The following is a 16,060-nucleotide window of genomic DNA, read 5'->3' as shown; positions in this document are numbered from 1 at the left end:
TGTGTGACGCCGTCTGGCTATTTATTCGGGCTTGATGTCGGAGGCCTTGGCGACCTTCTTCCAGCGATCGATTTCCGCCGCGATGAAGGCTTCGTACTCGGCTGGTTTCATAGGTGCGGGTTCTGCCCCTTCCCGCAGGAAGAAATCTTTCATCTCCGCCGACTGGACAATCTTGTTGATCTCGGTGTTGAGCTTGTCCACGATCGGCTGCGGTGTGCCTGCCGGTGCCAGCACACCCCACCAGAGTTCGGCCGCGCTGCCCTTGTAGCCGGATTGTTCCAGCGATGGCAGCTCGGGCGCGACCGGCGAACGCACGGGGGTGGTCACGGCCAGCGCACGCACACGGCCATTCTTGATCTGCGACAGGATGGACGGCGCACTCGCCACCAGGACCTCGATCTGGCCGCCCAACAAGTCATTGGTGGCCGGGCCCATGCCTTTGTAGGGCACATGCGTGACCTTGATATCGGCGGCGCCTATGAACAGTTCGGTCGCAAAATGGTTGATGCTGCCGGCCCCGGAAGTGCCGTAGTTGAGCTTGCCCGGATTGGCCTTGGCGCCGGCGACCAGTTCGGCAATGGTTTTGTAAGGCGAATTGGCCGCCACCGTGACCAGCAGCGGTCCTTTGGCCAGCATGGCCACCGGTTTGAAACTCTTGATGGCGTCGTATTGCAGGTTGGTACGAATGGCCGCACCCGTGGTGAAGGTGGACGACAAAACCACCAGGGCGTAACCGTCCGGCGGCGCCTTGGCAATATAGGCATTGGCGATCACGCCCCCGCCGGCCGCCTTGTTCTCCACCAGCACCGTCTGACCCAACGCGTCCTGCAGGCGTTTGCCCAGGGCACGCGCAAACGTGTCGTTGGAGCCGCCGGGTGCACTGCCGACCACCAGCGTGATGGGTTTGCTGGGCCAGGGCGCGCTTTGTGCGAGGGCGGCCAGGGGCAGGCACAAGGCGGCCAGGGCCAGGGCGGTACGGCGTGACGGGAACAGCATGTTTGTCTCCTTGATGGTTTGTAGCCTGCATCCTAGCCAGTCCTGGATTCTTGTCTGTTGATGTTTCGTCAATCGACTGACAAGAAATTCTCATGTATGGCGCATTTATTTTTCAGCCCAACGGTGCCAGACTTGCGGCCTATGAGAAGCAAGCTGTTTGTCCCGGGCTCACGGCCCGAACTGTTCCCCAAGGCGCTGGCCAGCGATGCCGATGCCTTGGCCTTTGACCTGGAAGACTCGGTGGCGCCGGCACGCAAGGCCGAGGCACGGCTCGCGCTACGGGACTTCCTGCGGTCCGGCGCCTTGTCGGGCTCGACCAAAACCATCATTGTTCGCATCAACGCGCCGGAGACGCCCTACTTTGCTGAAGACATCCTGGCCATGACCCAAACGGGCGTTCACATGCTGAACCTGCCCAAACCGCGCGATACCCACGACATTCGTGCGGCTTCCCGTGCCATGGCCGACGCACAACAGGCCAACGGCGTGACGGCACCCATTGGTTTGCTGGTGAATATTGAAACCCCCCAGGCCTTGCGTTGCGCCCATGAACTGGCCGCCGCCGACCCGCGTGTCATGGGCCTGCAACTGGGATTAGGCGACCTGTTCGAGCCGCTGGGCATCGCGCGCCGGGACGTGTCCGCCGTCCGCCAGGCCATGTTTGCCGTGCGTATGGCGGCTGGCGAGGCCGGCGTGTTCGCCTATGACGCGGCATTTGCCGACATCCGCGATGAAGCGGGATTTCTGGCCGAGGCCCAACAGGCGCGCCAGCTCGGTTTCATCGGCAAGAGCTGTATCCATCCGCGCCAGATCGCCCTGGCGAATGCGGCCTTTCGTCCCGGCGACGAGGAGATCGCGCATGCCCTGCGTGTGGTCGAGGCTGCGCACCAGGCCGATATACAAGGCGTGGGCGCTTACGTCGTCGACGGCAAAATGGTTGATGCCCCGTTTGTGCGGCGCGCCGAGGCCTTGCTTGCCACCGCCACGCGGCTCGGGCTGGTTGCGCCCGCGGATGCGCCGGAGGCCCGCCCATGAACACCCCCACCTTACCCAAACGCACCGGCAACCTGGGCCCTCTGAGCGGCCTGCGGGTGCTGGATCTGAGCGCCTACATCGCCGGGCCTTACGGCTGCACGCTGCTGGCGGACCAGGGCGCTGAAGTCATCAAGATCGAACCGCCTCTGGGCGACAACCTGCGCAAATACCCGTCCACCCTGGAAGCCGAAAGCCGCGCTTTTCTGGGTGTGAACCGCAGCAAGCTAGGCGTCGTGCTGGACCTCAAACAAGCCGACGACCTGCAGGCCTTGCTGGCGCTGGTGCGCACGGCGGACGTGCTGGTGCACAACTTCCGCCCCAGCGTGGCGCCACGCCTGGGCATTGCGTATGAACAACTCCAGGCCCTGAATCCACGGCTGATTTATTGCGCGGTCAGCGGTTATGGAGACAGCGGCCCGTTGAGCGAAAAAGCCGGTTACGACCAGGTCTTGCAATCGATGACGGGCATCTGCAACTTGCAGGGCAAGGCCGGCGGCCCGCCCGAGATCGTTTATGGTTCGGTGGTGGACTATTACGCGGCGGCGCTGGTCGCGGCCGGGGTGTCGTCGGCGTTGTACGAACGTGAACGCAGCGGCCAGGGCCAATACGTGGGCATCTCGCTGCTACGCAGCGCGCTGGCCATGCAGTCGGCGCGTATGGTCTGGGCCGAGAACGAGCCCAAAAACATTGGGCGCGACATGCGCTCCGGCGGCATCACCGGGCTGCACCCGACGCGTGAAGGCCATCTCTACATCTCCGCCAACACGCCCCATTTCTGGCGCGCCTTGTGCAACAAGATAGGCTTGCCCGCGCTGGCAGACGATAGCCGTTACGACACCGTGCGCAAACGCGCGCAGCACCAGGACGAGATCCTGCCCTTGTTGCACCAGGCGCTGCAAGCCCACACCGCGCTGGAATGGGAGGCCGTGTTTGGGGAAGAAGTGCCCTGCGCCGCCGCGCGTTCGGTCGAAGACATGTTTGATGACCCGCAAGTCCTGGCCCAGGGTTTGGTCGCCGACTATGACCACCCGGTGGTCGGCACCTACCGTGGCTTCCAGGGGCCGGTGGCCTTCGGCCGTACGCCCGGACCCGCACCTTTTGCGGCGCCGGTGCTGGGACAACACTCGCTGGAAATACGCGCCGAAGCGGCGCGTGTGGCCGCCGGGAAAAGCTGACAGCAGGCGCTGCGGACAGAACCCTGGAGCGAGCTCAGAAGGACAGGCCCAGCAGGTCCCAGAACATCATCAAGACCGCAAAACCCATCACCACCACCCCGCCCCAGCCAAACCAGGTGGTCTTGAAGCCCGAGGTGAACGGGCCCATCACCGCCTTGTTGCCGGCCAGCAGCATCATGCCCGCCATGATGGGCACGGCCACCACACCGTTGATCACGGCGCTCCAGTACAGCGCTTTCATGGGGTCTATGGACGTGAAGTCCAGCCCGGTGCCCACCAGGGTGGCGAGAATGATGATGGCGTAAAACCGTTTGGCTTCATACCATTGCCGCTCCAGGCCTTCGGGCCAGCCAAAAGCCTCCGCCACCGCATAGGCCGCGGACGAGGCCAGTACCGGCACCGCCAACATGCCGGTGGCAATGATGCCGCCGGCAAACAGGGCAAACGCAAAGTCACCGGCGAGCGGACGCAGCGCCTGCGCGGCCTGCGCCGCGGAAGTCACATCACGAATGCCGGCTGCGTACAACACGACGGCCCCCAGCAACATCACAAAAAAAGCAATGCTGTTGGAGAAAAACATGCCCATGTAGGTGTCCCGCTTGACACGCCGCAAGTCCTTGCGAACTTGCGCTTCGGCGCCAATCCCTCGGCCTTTCAAGCGCAACTCCTCGACCTCCTGCGAGGCCTGCCAGAAAAACAGATAGGGCGAAATCGTGGTGCCCAGCAAGGCCACAATCATCATCCAGTAAGCCGATGTCCACTGCAACTTCGGAATCACCAGGTCGTGCAAGACCTGGGTCCAGGGCACATGCACCAGAAACACGGCGATCACGTAGGAAAACAGAAAAAGCGTCAGCCATTTCAGCATAGGCGCCAGCTTGCGGTAAGGCACAAACACCTGCAACAGCACCGTCACCACGCCAAAAAACAGGGCGTGGTAATGCTCGCCTCCGCCCACGACCAGTTGCAGCGCCTCCCCCATGGCCGCAATGTCGGCGGCGATATTGATGGTGTTGGCCATCACCAGCAGCAAGACCATGCTCATCAGGAAAGGCCGCGGCGTGTGTTCACGCAGGTTGGCCGCCACACCTTTGCCGGTCACGCGCCCTATCCTGGCACTGACCAGCTGGATCGCAATCATGAAAGGCAGCGACAGAAAAACCGTCCAGAGCAGCCCCGTGCCGAACTGCGCGCCGGCCTGTGTGTAGGTGGCGATGCCGGACGGGTCGTCGTCGGCGGCACCCGTGATGACACCTGGGCCCACATGGCGCAAAAATGAGGGGAAGCGCTTGAACATCAGGCAAGCCTAGCACGGCTGGCCAATTTCGCTAAGCCATATTTTTAAGGAAAATAGGCCTCCAGCCGAATATGGACGGTCACAAGCAGCTATTAAATCAATAGCGAAACCTATCTACTGTCAGCGCCCGCCCTTCAGCCCTCCGAAAACAAATCCTCTATGGTCTGGCGCAGCCAGCGGTTGCCGGGGTCGGCTTCAAAACGTTTGCTCCAGTGCAGCGACACTGTGAAATCGCGCAGCGGAAACGGCGGCTCGATGATGGCGTAACCGCCTTCTGCGGCAAACACCTGCGCGATGTTGCGCGGCATCACCACCGCCAGGTCGGTGCCTTTGACAATCGACGGCAACACCATGAAATGTTCGGTCGTCAGGCGCAAGCGGTCTTCCAGCTGCATCAGTTCCAGAATGCGCAAGGTGTCGGAATGCGTGCGCACCGCCACAAACTCCAGCTGCTGCAAATCGTCCAGCAGCGCCTGCCCACTGCGACGCTTCCGAATGAAGGGATGGCCTTCGCGCAGCAACACGATATAGCGGTCCTTGAGCAATTGCACACGCTGCGTGTCTTTGACCGTGGGCAAAAAGCCGAACGCAAAATCTATGCGGCCGCTGTCCAGCGCCTGGGCAATATCGCCGCTGGCCAGCGGTGTGGTCTCGATACGCAAGCCGGGGGCGAGGCGGCGCAATGCCACCATCAGCTCCGGCAGGAAACGGCCTTCGCCGATGTCGCTCATGTGGATGCGAAAGACCTTGCGCGACTGCAGCGGTTCAAACTGCGCCGATTCATTCAGCGCCAGCTCCAGCGTGGCCAGCGCGCTGCGCACCGCATCAGCCAGCCGGTCCGCCTTGGGCGTGGGCTGCACGCCGCCGCCGGCGCGCACAAACAGCGGGTCCTTGATCAGCAGGCGCAATCGCGTCAGGCCCTGGCTGGCGGCGGGCTGCGTCAGGTCCATCAACTCGGCCGCACGGCTGACATTGCGCGTGCGGTAAACCGCGTCGAACAGCCGCAGCAGATTCAGGTCTATGTCTTTTATATGCATTGAATGAATACCAGATAGTCTTGCTATTTTATTGATGGATAGTCCCGCAGACGCCAAACTCCTTGTTTCCCACGAAAATAGAACACGGAGACCGCCTTGGAAGTTTCATTCAGCAAGGAAATCGAGTCACTGCGCATGGGCGCGGGCGAGACTTTCCACGGCGAGGGTATCCTCGCCATCACCAAAGCCTTGCTCCAGTCAGGCGTGGCCTATGTAGGCGGCTACCAGGGCGCACCGGTCTCCCACCTGCTAGATGTCATGGTGCAGGCCAAGCCCTATATGGACGAGCTGGGCGTGCACGTCGAAGCCTGCGCCAACGAAGCCTCGGCCGCGGCCATGCTGGGCGCGTCCATCCACTACCCGCTGCGCGGCGCCGTCACCTGGAAGTCCATCGTCGGCACCAACGTGGCGGCCGATGCCTTGTCCAATTTGTCCTCGCCTGGCGTCACGGGCGGCGCGCTGATTGTGGTCGGTGAAGACTACGGCGAAGGCGCCAGCGTGATCCAGGAACGCACCCACGCTTACGCGCTGAAATCGACCATGTGCCTGCTGGACCCGCGCCCCGATCTGGGCAAGATGGTGGAGATGGTGGAACACGGTTTTCGCATTTCCGAAGCGTCGAACATGCCGGCCATCCTGGAGCTGCGTATACGCGCCTGCCATGTGCGCGGCAGTTTTGAATGCAAGGACAACCGGCCGCCGGCGATCTCGACGCGGCAAACGATGGAAGAACCCGCGGCCTTCAACTACGACAAGCTGGCGCATCCGCCTGTCACCTTTCGCCACGAAAAACTCAAGACCGAAGAACGAATTCCGGCCGCGCGGCGCTACATCCTGGAGCAGCAACTCAATGAGCTGATGGACGGACCGCGCAAGGATCTCGGCATCATCGTGCAGGGCGGCATCTACAACTCGCTGATACGCGCGCTGCAGCAGTTTGGCCTGTGTGATGCCTTCGGCCAGACCGAGATCCCCATCCTGGTGCTGAACGTGACCTACCCGCTGGTGCCCGAACAGGTCGCCGAGTTTGCTGTCGGCAAACGCGCGGTGCTGGTGGTCGAAGAAGGCCAGCCCGAATACATCGAAAACGAAATCGCCACCTTTTTGCGCCGCAAGGGCATCAACACACCGCTGCACGGCAAAGACATGTTGCCCTCGGGCGGCGAATATTCGGTCGAAGTGGTGGCCGCCGGCCTGGCGGCTTTCCTCCAGCGTTATGCCACCGATGTGGACACCTCCTCGGCCACCGGCTGGCTGCAGGGCAATGCCGAACGCCGTGGCGCCGTGGGCAAACAGATCGCGGAGCAGCTAAACCAGGCCCTGCCCATACGCCCACCTGGTTTTTGTATTGGCTGTCCGGAGCGGCCGGTTTTTTCGGCGCTCAAACTCGCGCAGCAGGACGTGGGGCCGGTACATATCGCGGCCGACATTGGTTGCCACGCTTTCGGCACCTTTGCGCCCTTCTCCTTCGGCCATTCCATCCTGGGTTACGGCATGAGCCTGGCCAGCCGCGCCGGCGTCTCGCCGATGATGGCGCGCCGCACCTTGTCCATCATGGGGGATGGCGGTTTCTGGCACAACGGCCTGCTGACCGGCGTGCAGTCGGCGCTATTCAACGGCGACGACGCGGTGTTGCTGATATTCAAGAACGGCTACACCTCGGCCACCGGCACGCAGGACATCATTTCCACGCCCAGTGACGATGCCAAGTTCAACGCCAGCGACAAGCTGCAAAGCCTGACCGACACCAACAAGACGATTGAAAACACCTTGCAAGGCCTGGGCATTCAATGGCTGCGCACGGTGCACACCTACAACGTCGAGGAGATGCGCCAGACACTCAACGAAGCCTTCACCACCAACTTCAACGGCCTGAAGGTCATCGTCGCCGAGGGTGAATGCCAGCTCGAGCGCCAGCGCCGCATCAAACCCTGGCTGGCCGGTCTGCTCAAAAAAGGCAAACGGGTGGTGCGCGTGAAATACGGTGTCGATGAAGACATCTGCAACGGTGACCATGCCTGCATCCGCCTGTCGGGCTGCCCGACCCTGACCTTGAAAGACAACCCGGATCCGCTGAAGGTGGACCCGGTGGCCACCGTGATCGACGGTTGTGTCGGCTGCGGCCTGTGCGGCGCCAATGCGCATGCCGCGACCTTGTGCCCCTCGTTTTACCGCGCGGAAGTGATCCAGAACCCGAAGTGGCATGAACGCCTGCTGGGCAGCGTGCGCAGCGCGCTGGTACGGACGCTACAGACAACATGATTCACGGAAACTTCAACGCTCTTTCATCCCGGACTCGATCCGGGATCCATCTCACATAAATCATCGGCGCGAGTATGCACACATGGATTGCGGATCAAGTCCGCAATGACAAGCCAGAAACCAACAAACACATGAACCCACAAAAACCCATCACCCTGCTGATCTGCGCCCTGGGCGGCGAAGGCGGCGGCGTCTTGACCGAATGGCTGGTCGACATCGCACTGGCCAGCGGTTACGCCGCACAAAGCACCTCCATCCCCGGCGTGGCGCAACGCACAGGCGCCACCACTTATTACCTGGAAGTGTTCCCGGTGCCGCTAGCCCAACTCCAGGGCAAACGCCCGGTGTTCAGCCTGAACCCCGTGCCCGGCGCGCTGGACATGCTGGTGTCGTCGGAGCTGCTGGAAACCGCGCGCCAGGTCGGCAACGGCATGAGTTCTCCGCTGCGCACCTTGCTGATCAGCTCCAGCAGCCGGACCTTCACCACCTCCGAACGCATGGAGCCGGGCGACGGCCGCACCGACAACGCACCGCTGCTCGACGTGTTGCGCACACAAAGCCGCGAGCACCATGTCTTCGACATGAGCGAGATGGCAAAAGACTGCGGCACCATCGTCAGCGCTGTGATGCTGGGTGCGATCGCCGGCAGCGGCCTGTTTCCCTTCCCCCGCAAAGCCTATGAAACCGTCATCCAGCACGGCGGCAAAGGGGTGGCGGCCAGCCTGCGCGGTTTTGACCAGGCCTTCGGCCAGGTCGGCATCCAACGCGAGCAGGCCGCCCTGGTCACCAGCCTGCTATCAGATCAGGAGCTGCTTGCGCCCGTGGCGAAAGGGCTGGAGGCCGATTTGGCGCGTATTTTCCCGGCGGCAGTGCACGACATGCTGGCGCTGGGCCACGCCCGCATGCTGGAGTACCAGGGCCGTACCTACGCCGACCTGTATGTGCAGCGCCTGCAGCAGGTGCTGGGCGCCGAGCAACAGGCCGACCCCGCTGGTACCCAGGGTTACGCCACCACCCGCGAGATGGCGCGCTGGCTGGCCTTGTGGATGGCGTTTGACGACATCGTGCGTGTGGCCGATCTGAAAAGCAGCGCCAGCCGCTGGCAACGTGTGAGTGGCGAGGTCAAGGCCGGTAGCGACGATTTGCTGCAGGTCTACGACCATTTCAAACCCGGCGCACCGGAGTTTGCCGCGCTGCTGCCGGCCGGTCTGGCGGCGCGTGTCACACGCTGGGACCGTGCGCGTGTGGCCAAAGGCAAGGCGCCCTGGGCCATGCCGCTCAAGATCGGCACCCATTCGGTGTTCGGCATGTTGTCGCTGCGCCTGCTGGCCAATCTCAAATGGCTGCGTGTGCGCGGCAGCCGTTTTGCCACCGAACAGGCGCTGATCACGCAGTGGCTGGCCGGCGTCGTGCGTGGCACGCAGCAACACTGGCAACTGGGCCACGAAATTGCGTTGTGCGGCCGCCTGATCAAGGGTTACGGCAGCACCAATGAACGTGGCAAGGACAACCTGATGCATGTGCTGGAGCACCTGGCCACAGGCGCCACGTTTGCCTCGAACGACTTGCGCGCTGCCGCCATCGCCGCCGCCCGCAGCGCGGCGCTGCTGGACGAAGCCGGCAAAGCGCTGGACCAGACCCTGGTGCAACACGGCGCGCCCGCGCGGCCTGTGAAAGCACAACCGATACGCTGGATGGAGAACCCGCACCGCAAACCAAAAGCCGCCAAGGCCGCTTGAATCACGCTTGCTTTAATTCCCAAGAAAAGGAGACAAACCATGAACTCACCCTGCCAACCCCAACGCCGTATTTTGCTGGCCCTGGCACTTGCGGCCAGCAGCATCCTGCCTGTCGCCCAAGCGCAAACCTGGCCAACCAAACCGATCAAGGTGATTGTCAACTTCCCGCCCGGCGGCGCGGCCGACCAGTTGGCCCGCACCATCGGTGTGCCGCTGTCCGAAGCCCTGGGCCAGCCGGTGATTGTGGAAAACCGCGGCGGCGCCAATGGCAACATTGGTGGTGAAGCCGTGGCCAAGGCCCCGGCCGACGGCTACACCTTGCTCATGAGTTCCGGCGGTATGGTCTCGGTCAACCCGCACCTGTATGCACGTATGCCTTTTGATCCGGCCAAGGACATCAAGCCGGTCGCGGCCGTGGCCCGGGTGCTGGTCTACCTGGTGACCAAACCCGACCTGCCCGCCAAAAACGTGCAGGAGTTCATCACCTACCTCAAGGCCAATCCCGGCAAGTTGTCTTTCGGATCGCCGGGCAATGGCAGCTCGCCCCATCTCGCAGCGGAAATGCTCAAGGCGCAGACCAATACCTTTGCTGTTCACGTGCCTTACCGCGGCGGCGGCCCGGCCTTGCAGGACTTGCTGGGTGGCCAGTTTGATTTCTGGATGGATCCCGGCGTCGGCCTGACCCATGTGCGTTCGGGCCGGCTCAAGCTGCTGGCCGTGGGCAGCCCGCGCCGCTCGCCGCTGTTCCCCGACGTGCCCACGCTGAACGAAGCCGGCCTGCGCGGCTTTGACGCCGACACTTACTTCGGCCTGTATGCGCCAGCCGGCACACCCACCGACGTGGTCACACGCGTCAACCGCGAGGTCAACCGCATCCTGGCCACGCCGGCCGTCCGCGAACGCATCATGGCCATCGGTGGTGAACCGGCCCCAATTTCACCCAGCGACTTCGGCTCGCGCGCGTCCATCGACAGCATTCGCTTCGGCGCACTGATCAAGGCACGCAACATCAAAGCCGACTGAGGCCTGACATGATTGCTGAATTTGTCAGTTTTGCGGCGCCCGAAGGCAGTACACGCGAAGACATCGTGCAAGGGGCGCTGGACACCGTCGCGCGCTGGCAGGCCAACCCTGAGCTGGTGCGCAAACACTACCTGGTCAGCCAGGACAACCGCCAGCTCATGGGCATGTACATCTGGCCATCGATAGAAGCGGCGAAAAGAGGTCACAGCCCCGAATGGATAAGCCAGACCGAGGCCCGCATAGGCGGCAAGCTCAACATCGCCTACTATGACTTGTTCATGCTGCTGGACAATGCCGCCGGCAGCCTGACCCAGTACCCTGACTGAACCCACGCCGCCTGCGGGCGGCGTGCCTTGAATTTTGTTTATGACCACCTCTGATTCCCCGGCCACCAAAACCGTTGTCCACACCGTGCGCGTCGAATTCGGCGACTGCGACCCGGCGCGTATTGTGTGGTTTCCCAATTTTTTCCGCTGGATAGATGCCGCCTCGCGCCACTTTTTTGTGCAGTGCGGCGTGCCGTCCTGGCAGGAAACCGAAAAGACGCTGGGTGTGATCGGCACACCGCTGGTGGACACGCATTCACGCTTTCTGCGCACCGCCACCTATGGCGACATACTGGAGATTCACACCTCCATCCCCGAATGGCGGGAAAAAAGTTTTGTGCAGCGTTACCGCATCATGCGCGGCGCGGAAGCCATCATGGAATGTGATGAAGTGCGAATTTTTGCCGGCCGCCGCGCCGACAACCCGGAAGCGATACGGGCCCTGCCGATTCCGACTGAGATTCGCAGCCTTTGTGAATAAGTGAAGGCGATACTGAATCAGCCCCGTCAAAGAACCCACCTAGGTCGATGACGGAGCGATGGGGTTCAAGCTTCGCGGGGCAAGGCAAGCACCTTGCCAGAACGGTTTTTTCTCTTTGAGCCCAAGGCCATATCAGGCCTGCCAGGCGCTGCCATCGGCGGCCAGCGTCTCGCCCTTTTTCTGCACGATCAGCCCATAACATTCGGGGTGGCGATGCAGATCGAAGTTGAAGGTGGTGCGTTTGTAAACGGCGCAAAAATCCAGGTCGCAGCGGCCCAGCACGACTTCGTCGTCCTTCGTCGTGCAGCGCGCCACCACTTCGCCCGAGGGCGCCACCAGCAGGCTGCCGGCGATGCTGTCCACACCTTCCTCCAGGCCGCCCTTGGCCACGCTGGCGACCCAGCAACCATTCTGGTAGGCGCCGGCCTGCACGGCCAGCTGGTTGTGGAACAGCGACAAATCGTCGTGCTGCGGCGCGGGCGCGTTGTGCACCGGCGTGTTGTAGCCAATGAAAATCATCTCCGCACCCTGCAGCGCCATCACGCGGTAAGTCTCGGCCCAGCGGCGGTCGTTGCACAGCGCCATGCCAACGGTGCCGCCAAAGGCCTGGTGCACGTCGAATGATTGGCCGGGCGTGAAATAGCGCTTTTCCAGGTGCTGGAATTTGCGCCAGGGTTCATGCTCGAAGTGGCCGGGTACATGGATCTTGCGGTACTTGCCAACGATGGCGCCCGTGCGGTCAACCAGGATGGCGGTGTTGTACTGCATCAGCCGGCCGTCTTCTTCGGCCAGCTCGGCGTAGCCCAAATAAAAGCCCACGCCCAGTTCCCTGGACAGATCAAACAGCGGCAGCGTCTCGGCGCTGGGCATGCTGCGCTCGAAGTAGCGGTGGATGTCGGCCGGGTCTTCCAGGTACCAACGCGGGAAGAAGGTGGTCAGCGCCAGCTCGGGGTAGACGATGACATGCGCGCCCAGGCTGTGCGCCTCGCGCATCATGGCGCACAGGCGCTGGACCACGGCCGGACGGCTGTCGGCGCGTTGGATGGGGCCAAGCTGGCCCAGGGCGACGTTGACGATACGGGACATAAATTGGCCTTGCTTTCTTCAAAAATGATAGCTATCAGCGCTTTATGAATAAGGGCTAGAGCCTGTTTTTATTCAAATAGTAGGCCGCATCAGGCGCGGTTGGCACGTTCCAGCATCACCTGCAGCAGCACGTTGGCGCCTTGCTCCAACTGCTGCACCTCGGTGTGCTCGCGCACGTTGTGGCTCAGGCCGCCGGCGCTGGGCACGAACACCATGGCCGTCGGGCAGATACGCGCCAGCATCTGCGCGTCGTGTCCGGCGCCGCTGGGCATGCGCAGCGTGGAGAGGCCGGCCGCATGCGCATGGCGCTCCACGCTGCCCGCCAGCGCGGCATCAAACTGCACAGGCGCAAAGTCGGCCAACTGACGGTGGCTGAACTGCACACCGTGTTCAGCCGCCAGCAGCCGCGCATGGGCCAGCATCTCGGCCTGCGCGGCTTGCAGTAGCGCGCCGTCGGTGTTGCGCAAGTCCACGGTGATCACGGCACGGCTGGGGATCACGTTGATCAGGTTGGGATGCAGCGTGACCGCACCCACCGTGCCGAGCTGGCGCCCGCCGTAACGCGCCACCAGCGTGTGCAGAAAGGCCGCGCAGCGCATGGCCACCATGCCGGCGTCGCAGCGCAGCGCCATCGGCGTCGTGCCCGCGTGGTTGCTATGGCCGCTGAAGCTGAACTCCATCCAGCAAATGCCTTGCACGCCTTCGACCACACCAATGGCGATGCCCTCACGGTCCAGTACCGGGCCCTGCTCGATGTGCAGTTCGACAAAACTGTCCACACGTGGCGTGCCCACGGGCGCAGTGCCGGCGTAGCCGATGCGCTGCAGCTCCGCGCCCAGCGCGGCGCCGTTGTCCACGGCCACGCTGGCCAGGGCTTCATCGAGTGGCATGCCGCCCACATGCACCAGGCTGCCCAGCATGTCGGGCTGAAAACGCGCACCTTCCTCGTTGGTGAAAAACGCCACCTGCAGCGGGCGCCGCGTGCGCAGGCCGGCATCGCGCAGCGTGGCCACCACCTCCAGCCCGGCTAGCACGCCGTAGTTGCCGTCGTACAAGCCGCCGGTGCGCACCGTGTCGATGTGGCTGCCGGTGGCCACGGGCGGCAAGTCGGCGCTGCCGGCTTGTCCCGCGTAGGTGGCGAAGACGTTGCCGATAGCGTCGACCTCGACACTCATGTCGAGCGCACGCATCTGCTGCACGGTCCAGTCGCGGGCGGCACGGTCGGCGTCGGACAGCGCCAGGCGGTTGGTGCCGCCGCCGGGCAACGCGCCAAACTGGCCCAGTTCGGCGATGCGCTGCATCAGGCGCGCGGCGTTGATCTTGAGTGATGCGGTCATGCGCGGGCTCCGGCACGCACGGCCACGGCCTCGGCGCTTTCGCCCACCAGTTCCTCGTACAGCTGCGGGTCGGTCGCAGCCTCGCTGCCAAAAAACAGGATGCGGCTATCGGCCGTGAGGCCTAGCGCGGCGCGCGCGGCCTCGCTTTGGCAAACAGCCACGGCAGCCGCCACACCGGCCACGGCCGATTCGCCCGCCACGATCACCGGGTCCTGACCCATCGGGTAGGCCAGCAGGCGCATGGCCGCCACAGCGGCCTGGTCGGCAATCACGCAAAAACCGTCGGTGCCGTGTTCCAGAATCTCCCAGGCCAGGTGCGAGACCTCGCCACAGGCCAGGCCTGCCATCAACGTGTCGATGTCGCCGGTGACGGCCGTCAGTTGGCCGGCCTTGGCGCTTTGCGTCAGGCAGTCGGCGCGGTCGGGCTCGACCACCACAAACACCGGGCGCTCGCTGCCATCACGCTCCCAGAAATAGCCGCACACGGCGGCGGCCAGGCCGCCCACGCCGGCCTGCACAAAGATGTGCGAGGGGCGCTGCGCCAGCTGCTGCGCGGCTTCCTGCACCATCAGTTGGTAACCCTGCATCACGTCGCGCGGCACGTCCATGTAGCCGGGGTAGGAGGTGTCGGAAATGACGAAGCGGCCGTGCAGCTTGGCGTCGGCATCGGCCTGGCGCACGGCGTCGTCGTAGTTGCCGGACGTTCGCACCACCTCGGCGCCGTAGTGGGCGATGGCGACCCTGCGGCCTTCGCTCACCGTGGCGTGGATGTAGATCACGCAGCGGCAGCCAAACAGTTGCGCCCCCCAGGCGACCGAGCGACCGTGGTTGCCGTCGGTGGCGCAGGTGACGGTGATGTCGGCGCACAAAGCGCGCAGTGCGGGTGTCAGCAGGTCTTGCGTGGTCAGTGTGCGGCCCAGGCGGGCGCCGAGTTCGCGGCACAACAGGCACGCCACGGCGTAGGCGCCGCCCAGGGCCTTGAAGCTACCCAGGCCAAAGCGGCCGCCTTCATCCTTGTAGTGCACCGCCGCCACGCCCAGCGCCTGCGCCAGCGCGGGCAAGGTGTGCAGCGGCGTGACCGCATAGCCCTGCCAACTGCGCAATTCGCGCTCGGCTTGCGCCAGCGCCTGGGCGCCGAGGATGGCGCTGCGGCGCTCGCCATACGGGGCCTGGCGGTCGGCGGCGGGGTTGCGCAGGTATTCGGCGCTGAGGGCGGGAAGTGGGGTCATGGTGTCTTTCAGTCAAACAAATAAAAAGGGGGAGGCGGCACGGTGCAACGCTACAGCGGTGACTCCAGGTCATCCAGCACCACGTGCAGGCGCTCGATGCGCTGCAGCCGTGCCTGGGTGCCGGTTTTGGATTGCGCGGCAAAGGCGCTGGCGAGAAAATTCATCAGGCTGACGGCGCAGACATAGGAGTCAAACAGAGCGCTGGAGTCGTCGCTGGCGCCGCAGCGCAAGACCACCTGGGCCTGCATGGCCAGGGCGGAGACCGGCGCATCGGTCAGCAGCACCACTTGTGCACCCATGCAGCGGGCGGCCGCCAGCACGCTGGGCAGGCGGGTGCTGCGGCGGCGAAAGTCCACGGCCAGCACCACGTCCTTGTCGCTGGCGCAGGCCAGCAGATCGGCCTCGCGGCCGCCGGCGTCGTTCAGGCTGAGCACATCGCCGCGCACCTGGGCCAGCAGCGCCTGGGCGTAGCCGGCCGTGACCTGGCTGTGGCGGTAACCCACCACCCAGACCTTGCGCGCCCTGGACAACAGGGTCAGCGCGGCCTGCACCTGCGCGTCGGGCGGGGCGTCGGCCCAGTCGGCGAGGCGCTGGGCGTCCTGACGCAGATGGGCGTGCAGTTGCTGCGCCAAGGTGTCCTTGCGCCGCACCTGTGCCATGCGGGCCAGCGGCGACTGGCGCGCGTGATGGGCGCGTACCTGTTGGCGAAAATCGTCAAAGCCAGCAAAGCCCACACGGCGAAAAAAACGTGCTGCGCTGGACTTGGACGTGCCGGCCAGCTGCGCCAGTTCGGTCGCGGTGTAGCCCAGCAACGCGTCGTGGCGGGCCAGCACCACGTCGGCCAGCTTGCGCTCGGCGCCCGAGAGATCGCCATACATATGGCGCACGCGGGCTTCCAGTGATGACGGCAGGTCGGTCAAGGTCAAGGCCATGGTGACAGCTCCCTGGTTTTGGGCGCTCTGCCCCAGCTTGGGGCAATGGCGCACGGTTGTGAAACATGAGTGCCAGAATTCTGAAACAACGAAACCCTTGTTTCA

Annotated in this window: 14 protein-coding genes; 7 read left to right on the top strand and 7 right to left on the bottom strand. The window is 63.8% G+C overall.

Translation table 11 applies throughout. The annotated features are described in order from the left end of the window. Positions 1 to 21 precede the first annotated feature (21 nt). On the bottom strand, positions 22 to 996 hold the full coding sequence (locus R6254_RS09350; protein WP_318406280.1) for a Bug family tripartite tricarboxylate transporter substrate binding protein: 975 nt from the start codon (positions 994 to 996) through the stop codon (positions 22 to 24). A 141-nt stretch (positions 997 to 1,137) separates the two neighbouring features. On the opposite strand from R6254_RS09350, the gene R6254_RS09345 reads away from it, so the two are divergent. Beyond that, a complete protein-coding gene (locus R6254_RS09345; RefSeq protein ID WP_318406279.1) occupies positions 1,138 to 2,031 on the top strand; it encodes an HpcH/HpaI aldolase/citrate lyase family protein in 894 nt (297 codons plus the stop codon). Next, complete coding sequence (locus R6254_RS09340; RefSeq protein WP_318406277.1) at positions 2,028 to 3,206, top strand: CaiB/BaiF CoA transferase family protein; 1,179 nt, start codon at positions 2,028 to 2,030, stop codon at positions 3,204 to 3,206. Before R6254_RS09345 ends, R6254_RS09340 begins: the two co-directional genes overlap by 4 nt. Before the next feature lie 34 nt (positions 3,207 to 3,240). Here R6254_RS09340 and R6254_RS09335 read toward each other — a convergent pair whose 3' ends face one another. Both R6254_RS09335 and R6254_RS09330 read right to left on the bottom strand, forming a co-directional pair. Then, positions 3,241 to 4,503, bottom strand: a complete 1,263-nt coding sequence (locus tag R6254_RS09335) for an NRAMP family divalent metal transporter (protein ID WP_318406275.1) — start codon at positions 4,501 to 4,503, stop codon at positions 3,241 to 3,243. A 134-nt stretch (positions 4,504 to 4,637) separates the two neighbouring features. Next, a complete protein-coding gene (locus R6254_RS09330) occupies positions 4,638 to 5,540 on the bottom strand; it encodes a LysR family transcriptional regulator (protein ID WP_318406274.1) in 903 nt (300 codons plus the stop codon). Positions 5,541 to 5,636: 96 nt separating this feature from the next. Here R6254_RS09330 and R6254_RS09325 point away from each other — a divergent pair, with 96 nt between their 5' ends. The 5 genes from R6254_RS09325 (at position 5,637) to R6254_RS09305 (ending at position 11,371) form a co-directional block, all read left to right on the top strand. After that, complete coding sequence (locus R6254_RS09325; protein ID WP_318406273.1) at positions 5,637 to 7,802, top strand: thiamine pyrophosphate-dependent enzyme; 2,166 nt, start codon at positions 5,637 to 5,639, stop codon at positions 7,800 to 7,802. A gap of 131 nt (positions 7,803 to 7,933) precedes the next feature. Next, positions 7,934 to 9,541: an indolepyruvate oxidoreductase subunit beta family protein gene (locus tag R6254_RS09320; protein WP_318406271.1), complete on the top strand. Its 1,608-nt coding sequence runs from the start codon at positions 7,934 to 7,936 to the stop codon at positions 9,539 to 9,541. 39 nt (positions 9,542 to 9,580) lie between these two features. Then, positions 9,581 to 10,564, top strand: a complete 984-nt coding sequence (locus R6254_RS09315; protein WP_318406269.1) for a Bug family tripartite tricarboxylate transporter substrate binding protein — start codon at positions 9,581 to 9,583, stop codon at positions 10,562 to 10,564. An 8-nt stretch (positions 10,565 to 10,572) separates the two neighbouring features. Continuing rightward, complete coding sequence (locus R6254_RS09310; RefSeq protein ID WP_318406267.1) at positions 10,573 to 10,890, top strand: hypothetical protein; 318 nt, start codon at positions 10,573 to 10,575, stop codon at positions 10,888 to 10,890. A 40-nt stretch (positions 10,891 to 10,930) separates the two neighbouring features. Further along, the gene (locus tag R6254_RS09305; RefSeq protein ID WP_318406266.1) at positions 10,931 to 11,371 is read left to right on the top strand and encodes an acyl-CoA thioesterase; all 441 of its coding nucleotides are present in this window, start codon (positions 10,931 to 10,933) and stop codon (positions 11,369 to 11,371) included. A 132-nt stretch (positions 11,372 to 11,503) separates the two neighbouring features. On the opposite strand, the gene R6254_RS09300 is transcribed toward R6254_RS09305, so the two are convergent. From R6254_RS09300 to R6254_RS09285, 4 genes are all read right to left on the bottom strand, one after another. Then, positions 11,504 to 12,457 carry an N-carbamoyl-D-amino-acid hydrolase gene (locus tag R6254_RS09300; RefSeq protein ID WP_318406264.1) on the bottom strand — a complete coding sequence of 318 codons (954 nt, stop codon included), beginning with the start codon at positions 12,455 to 12,457 and terminating at the stop codon, positions 11,504 to 11,506. An 89-nt stretch (positions 12,458 to 12,546) separates the two neighbouring features. Next, on the bottom strand, positions 12,547 to 13,794 hold the full coding sequence (locus tag R6254_RS09295) for a Zn-dependent hydrolase (protein WP_318406262.1): 1,248 nt from the start codon (positions 13,792 to 13,794) through the stop codon (positions 12,547 to 12,549). Continuing rightward, the gene (locus R6254_RS09290) at positions 13,791 to 15,023 is read right to left on the bottom strand and encodes a diaminopropionate ammonia-lyase (protein WP_318406260.1); all 1,233 of its coding nucleotides are present in this window, start codon (positions 15,021 to 15,023) and stop codon (positions 13,791 to 13,793) included. The genes R6254_RS09295 and R6254_RS09290 overlap by 4 nt, the downstream gene beginning before the upstream one ends. A 50-nt stretch (positions 15,024 to 15,073) precedes the next feature. Next, on the bottom strand, positions 15,074 to 15,955 hold the full coding sequence (locus R6254_RS09285; protein ID WP_318406259.1) for a MurR/RpiR family transcriptional regulator: 882 nt from the start codon (positions 15,953 to 15,955) through the stop codon (positions 15,074 to 15,076). Positions 15,956 to 16,060: the final 105 nt, after the last annotated feature.

Source organism: Polaromonas potterensis, from assembly GCF_033446725.1.
Taxonomy (GTDB): domain Bacteria; phylum Pseudomonadota; class Gammaproteobacteria; order Burkholderiales; family Burkholderiaceae_C; genus Polaromonas.
Note: the sequence above shows the minus strand (reverse complement) of the source record. Positions and strands in the feature narration are given on the sequence as shown.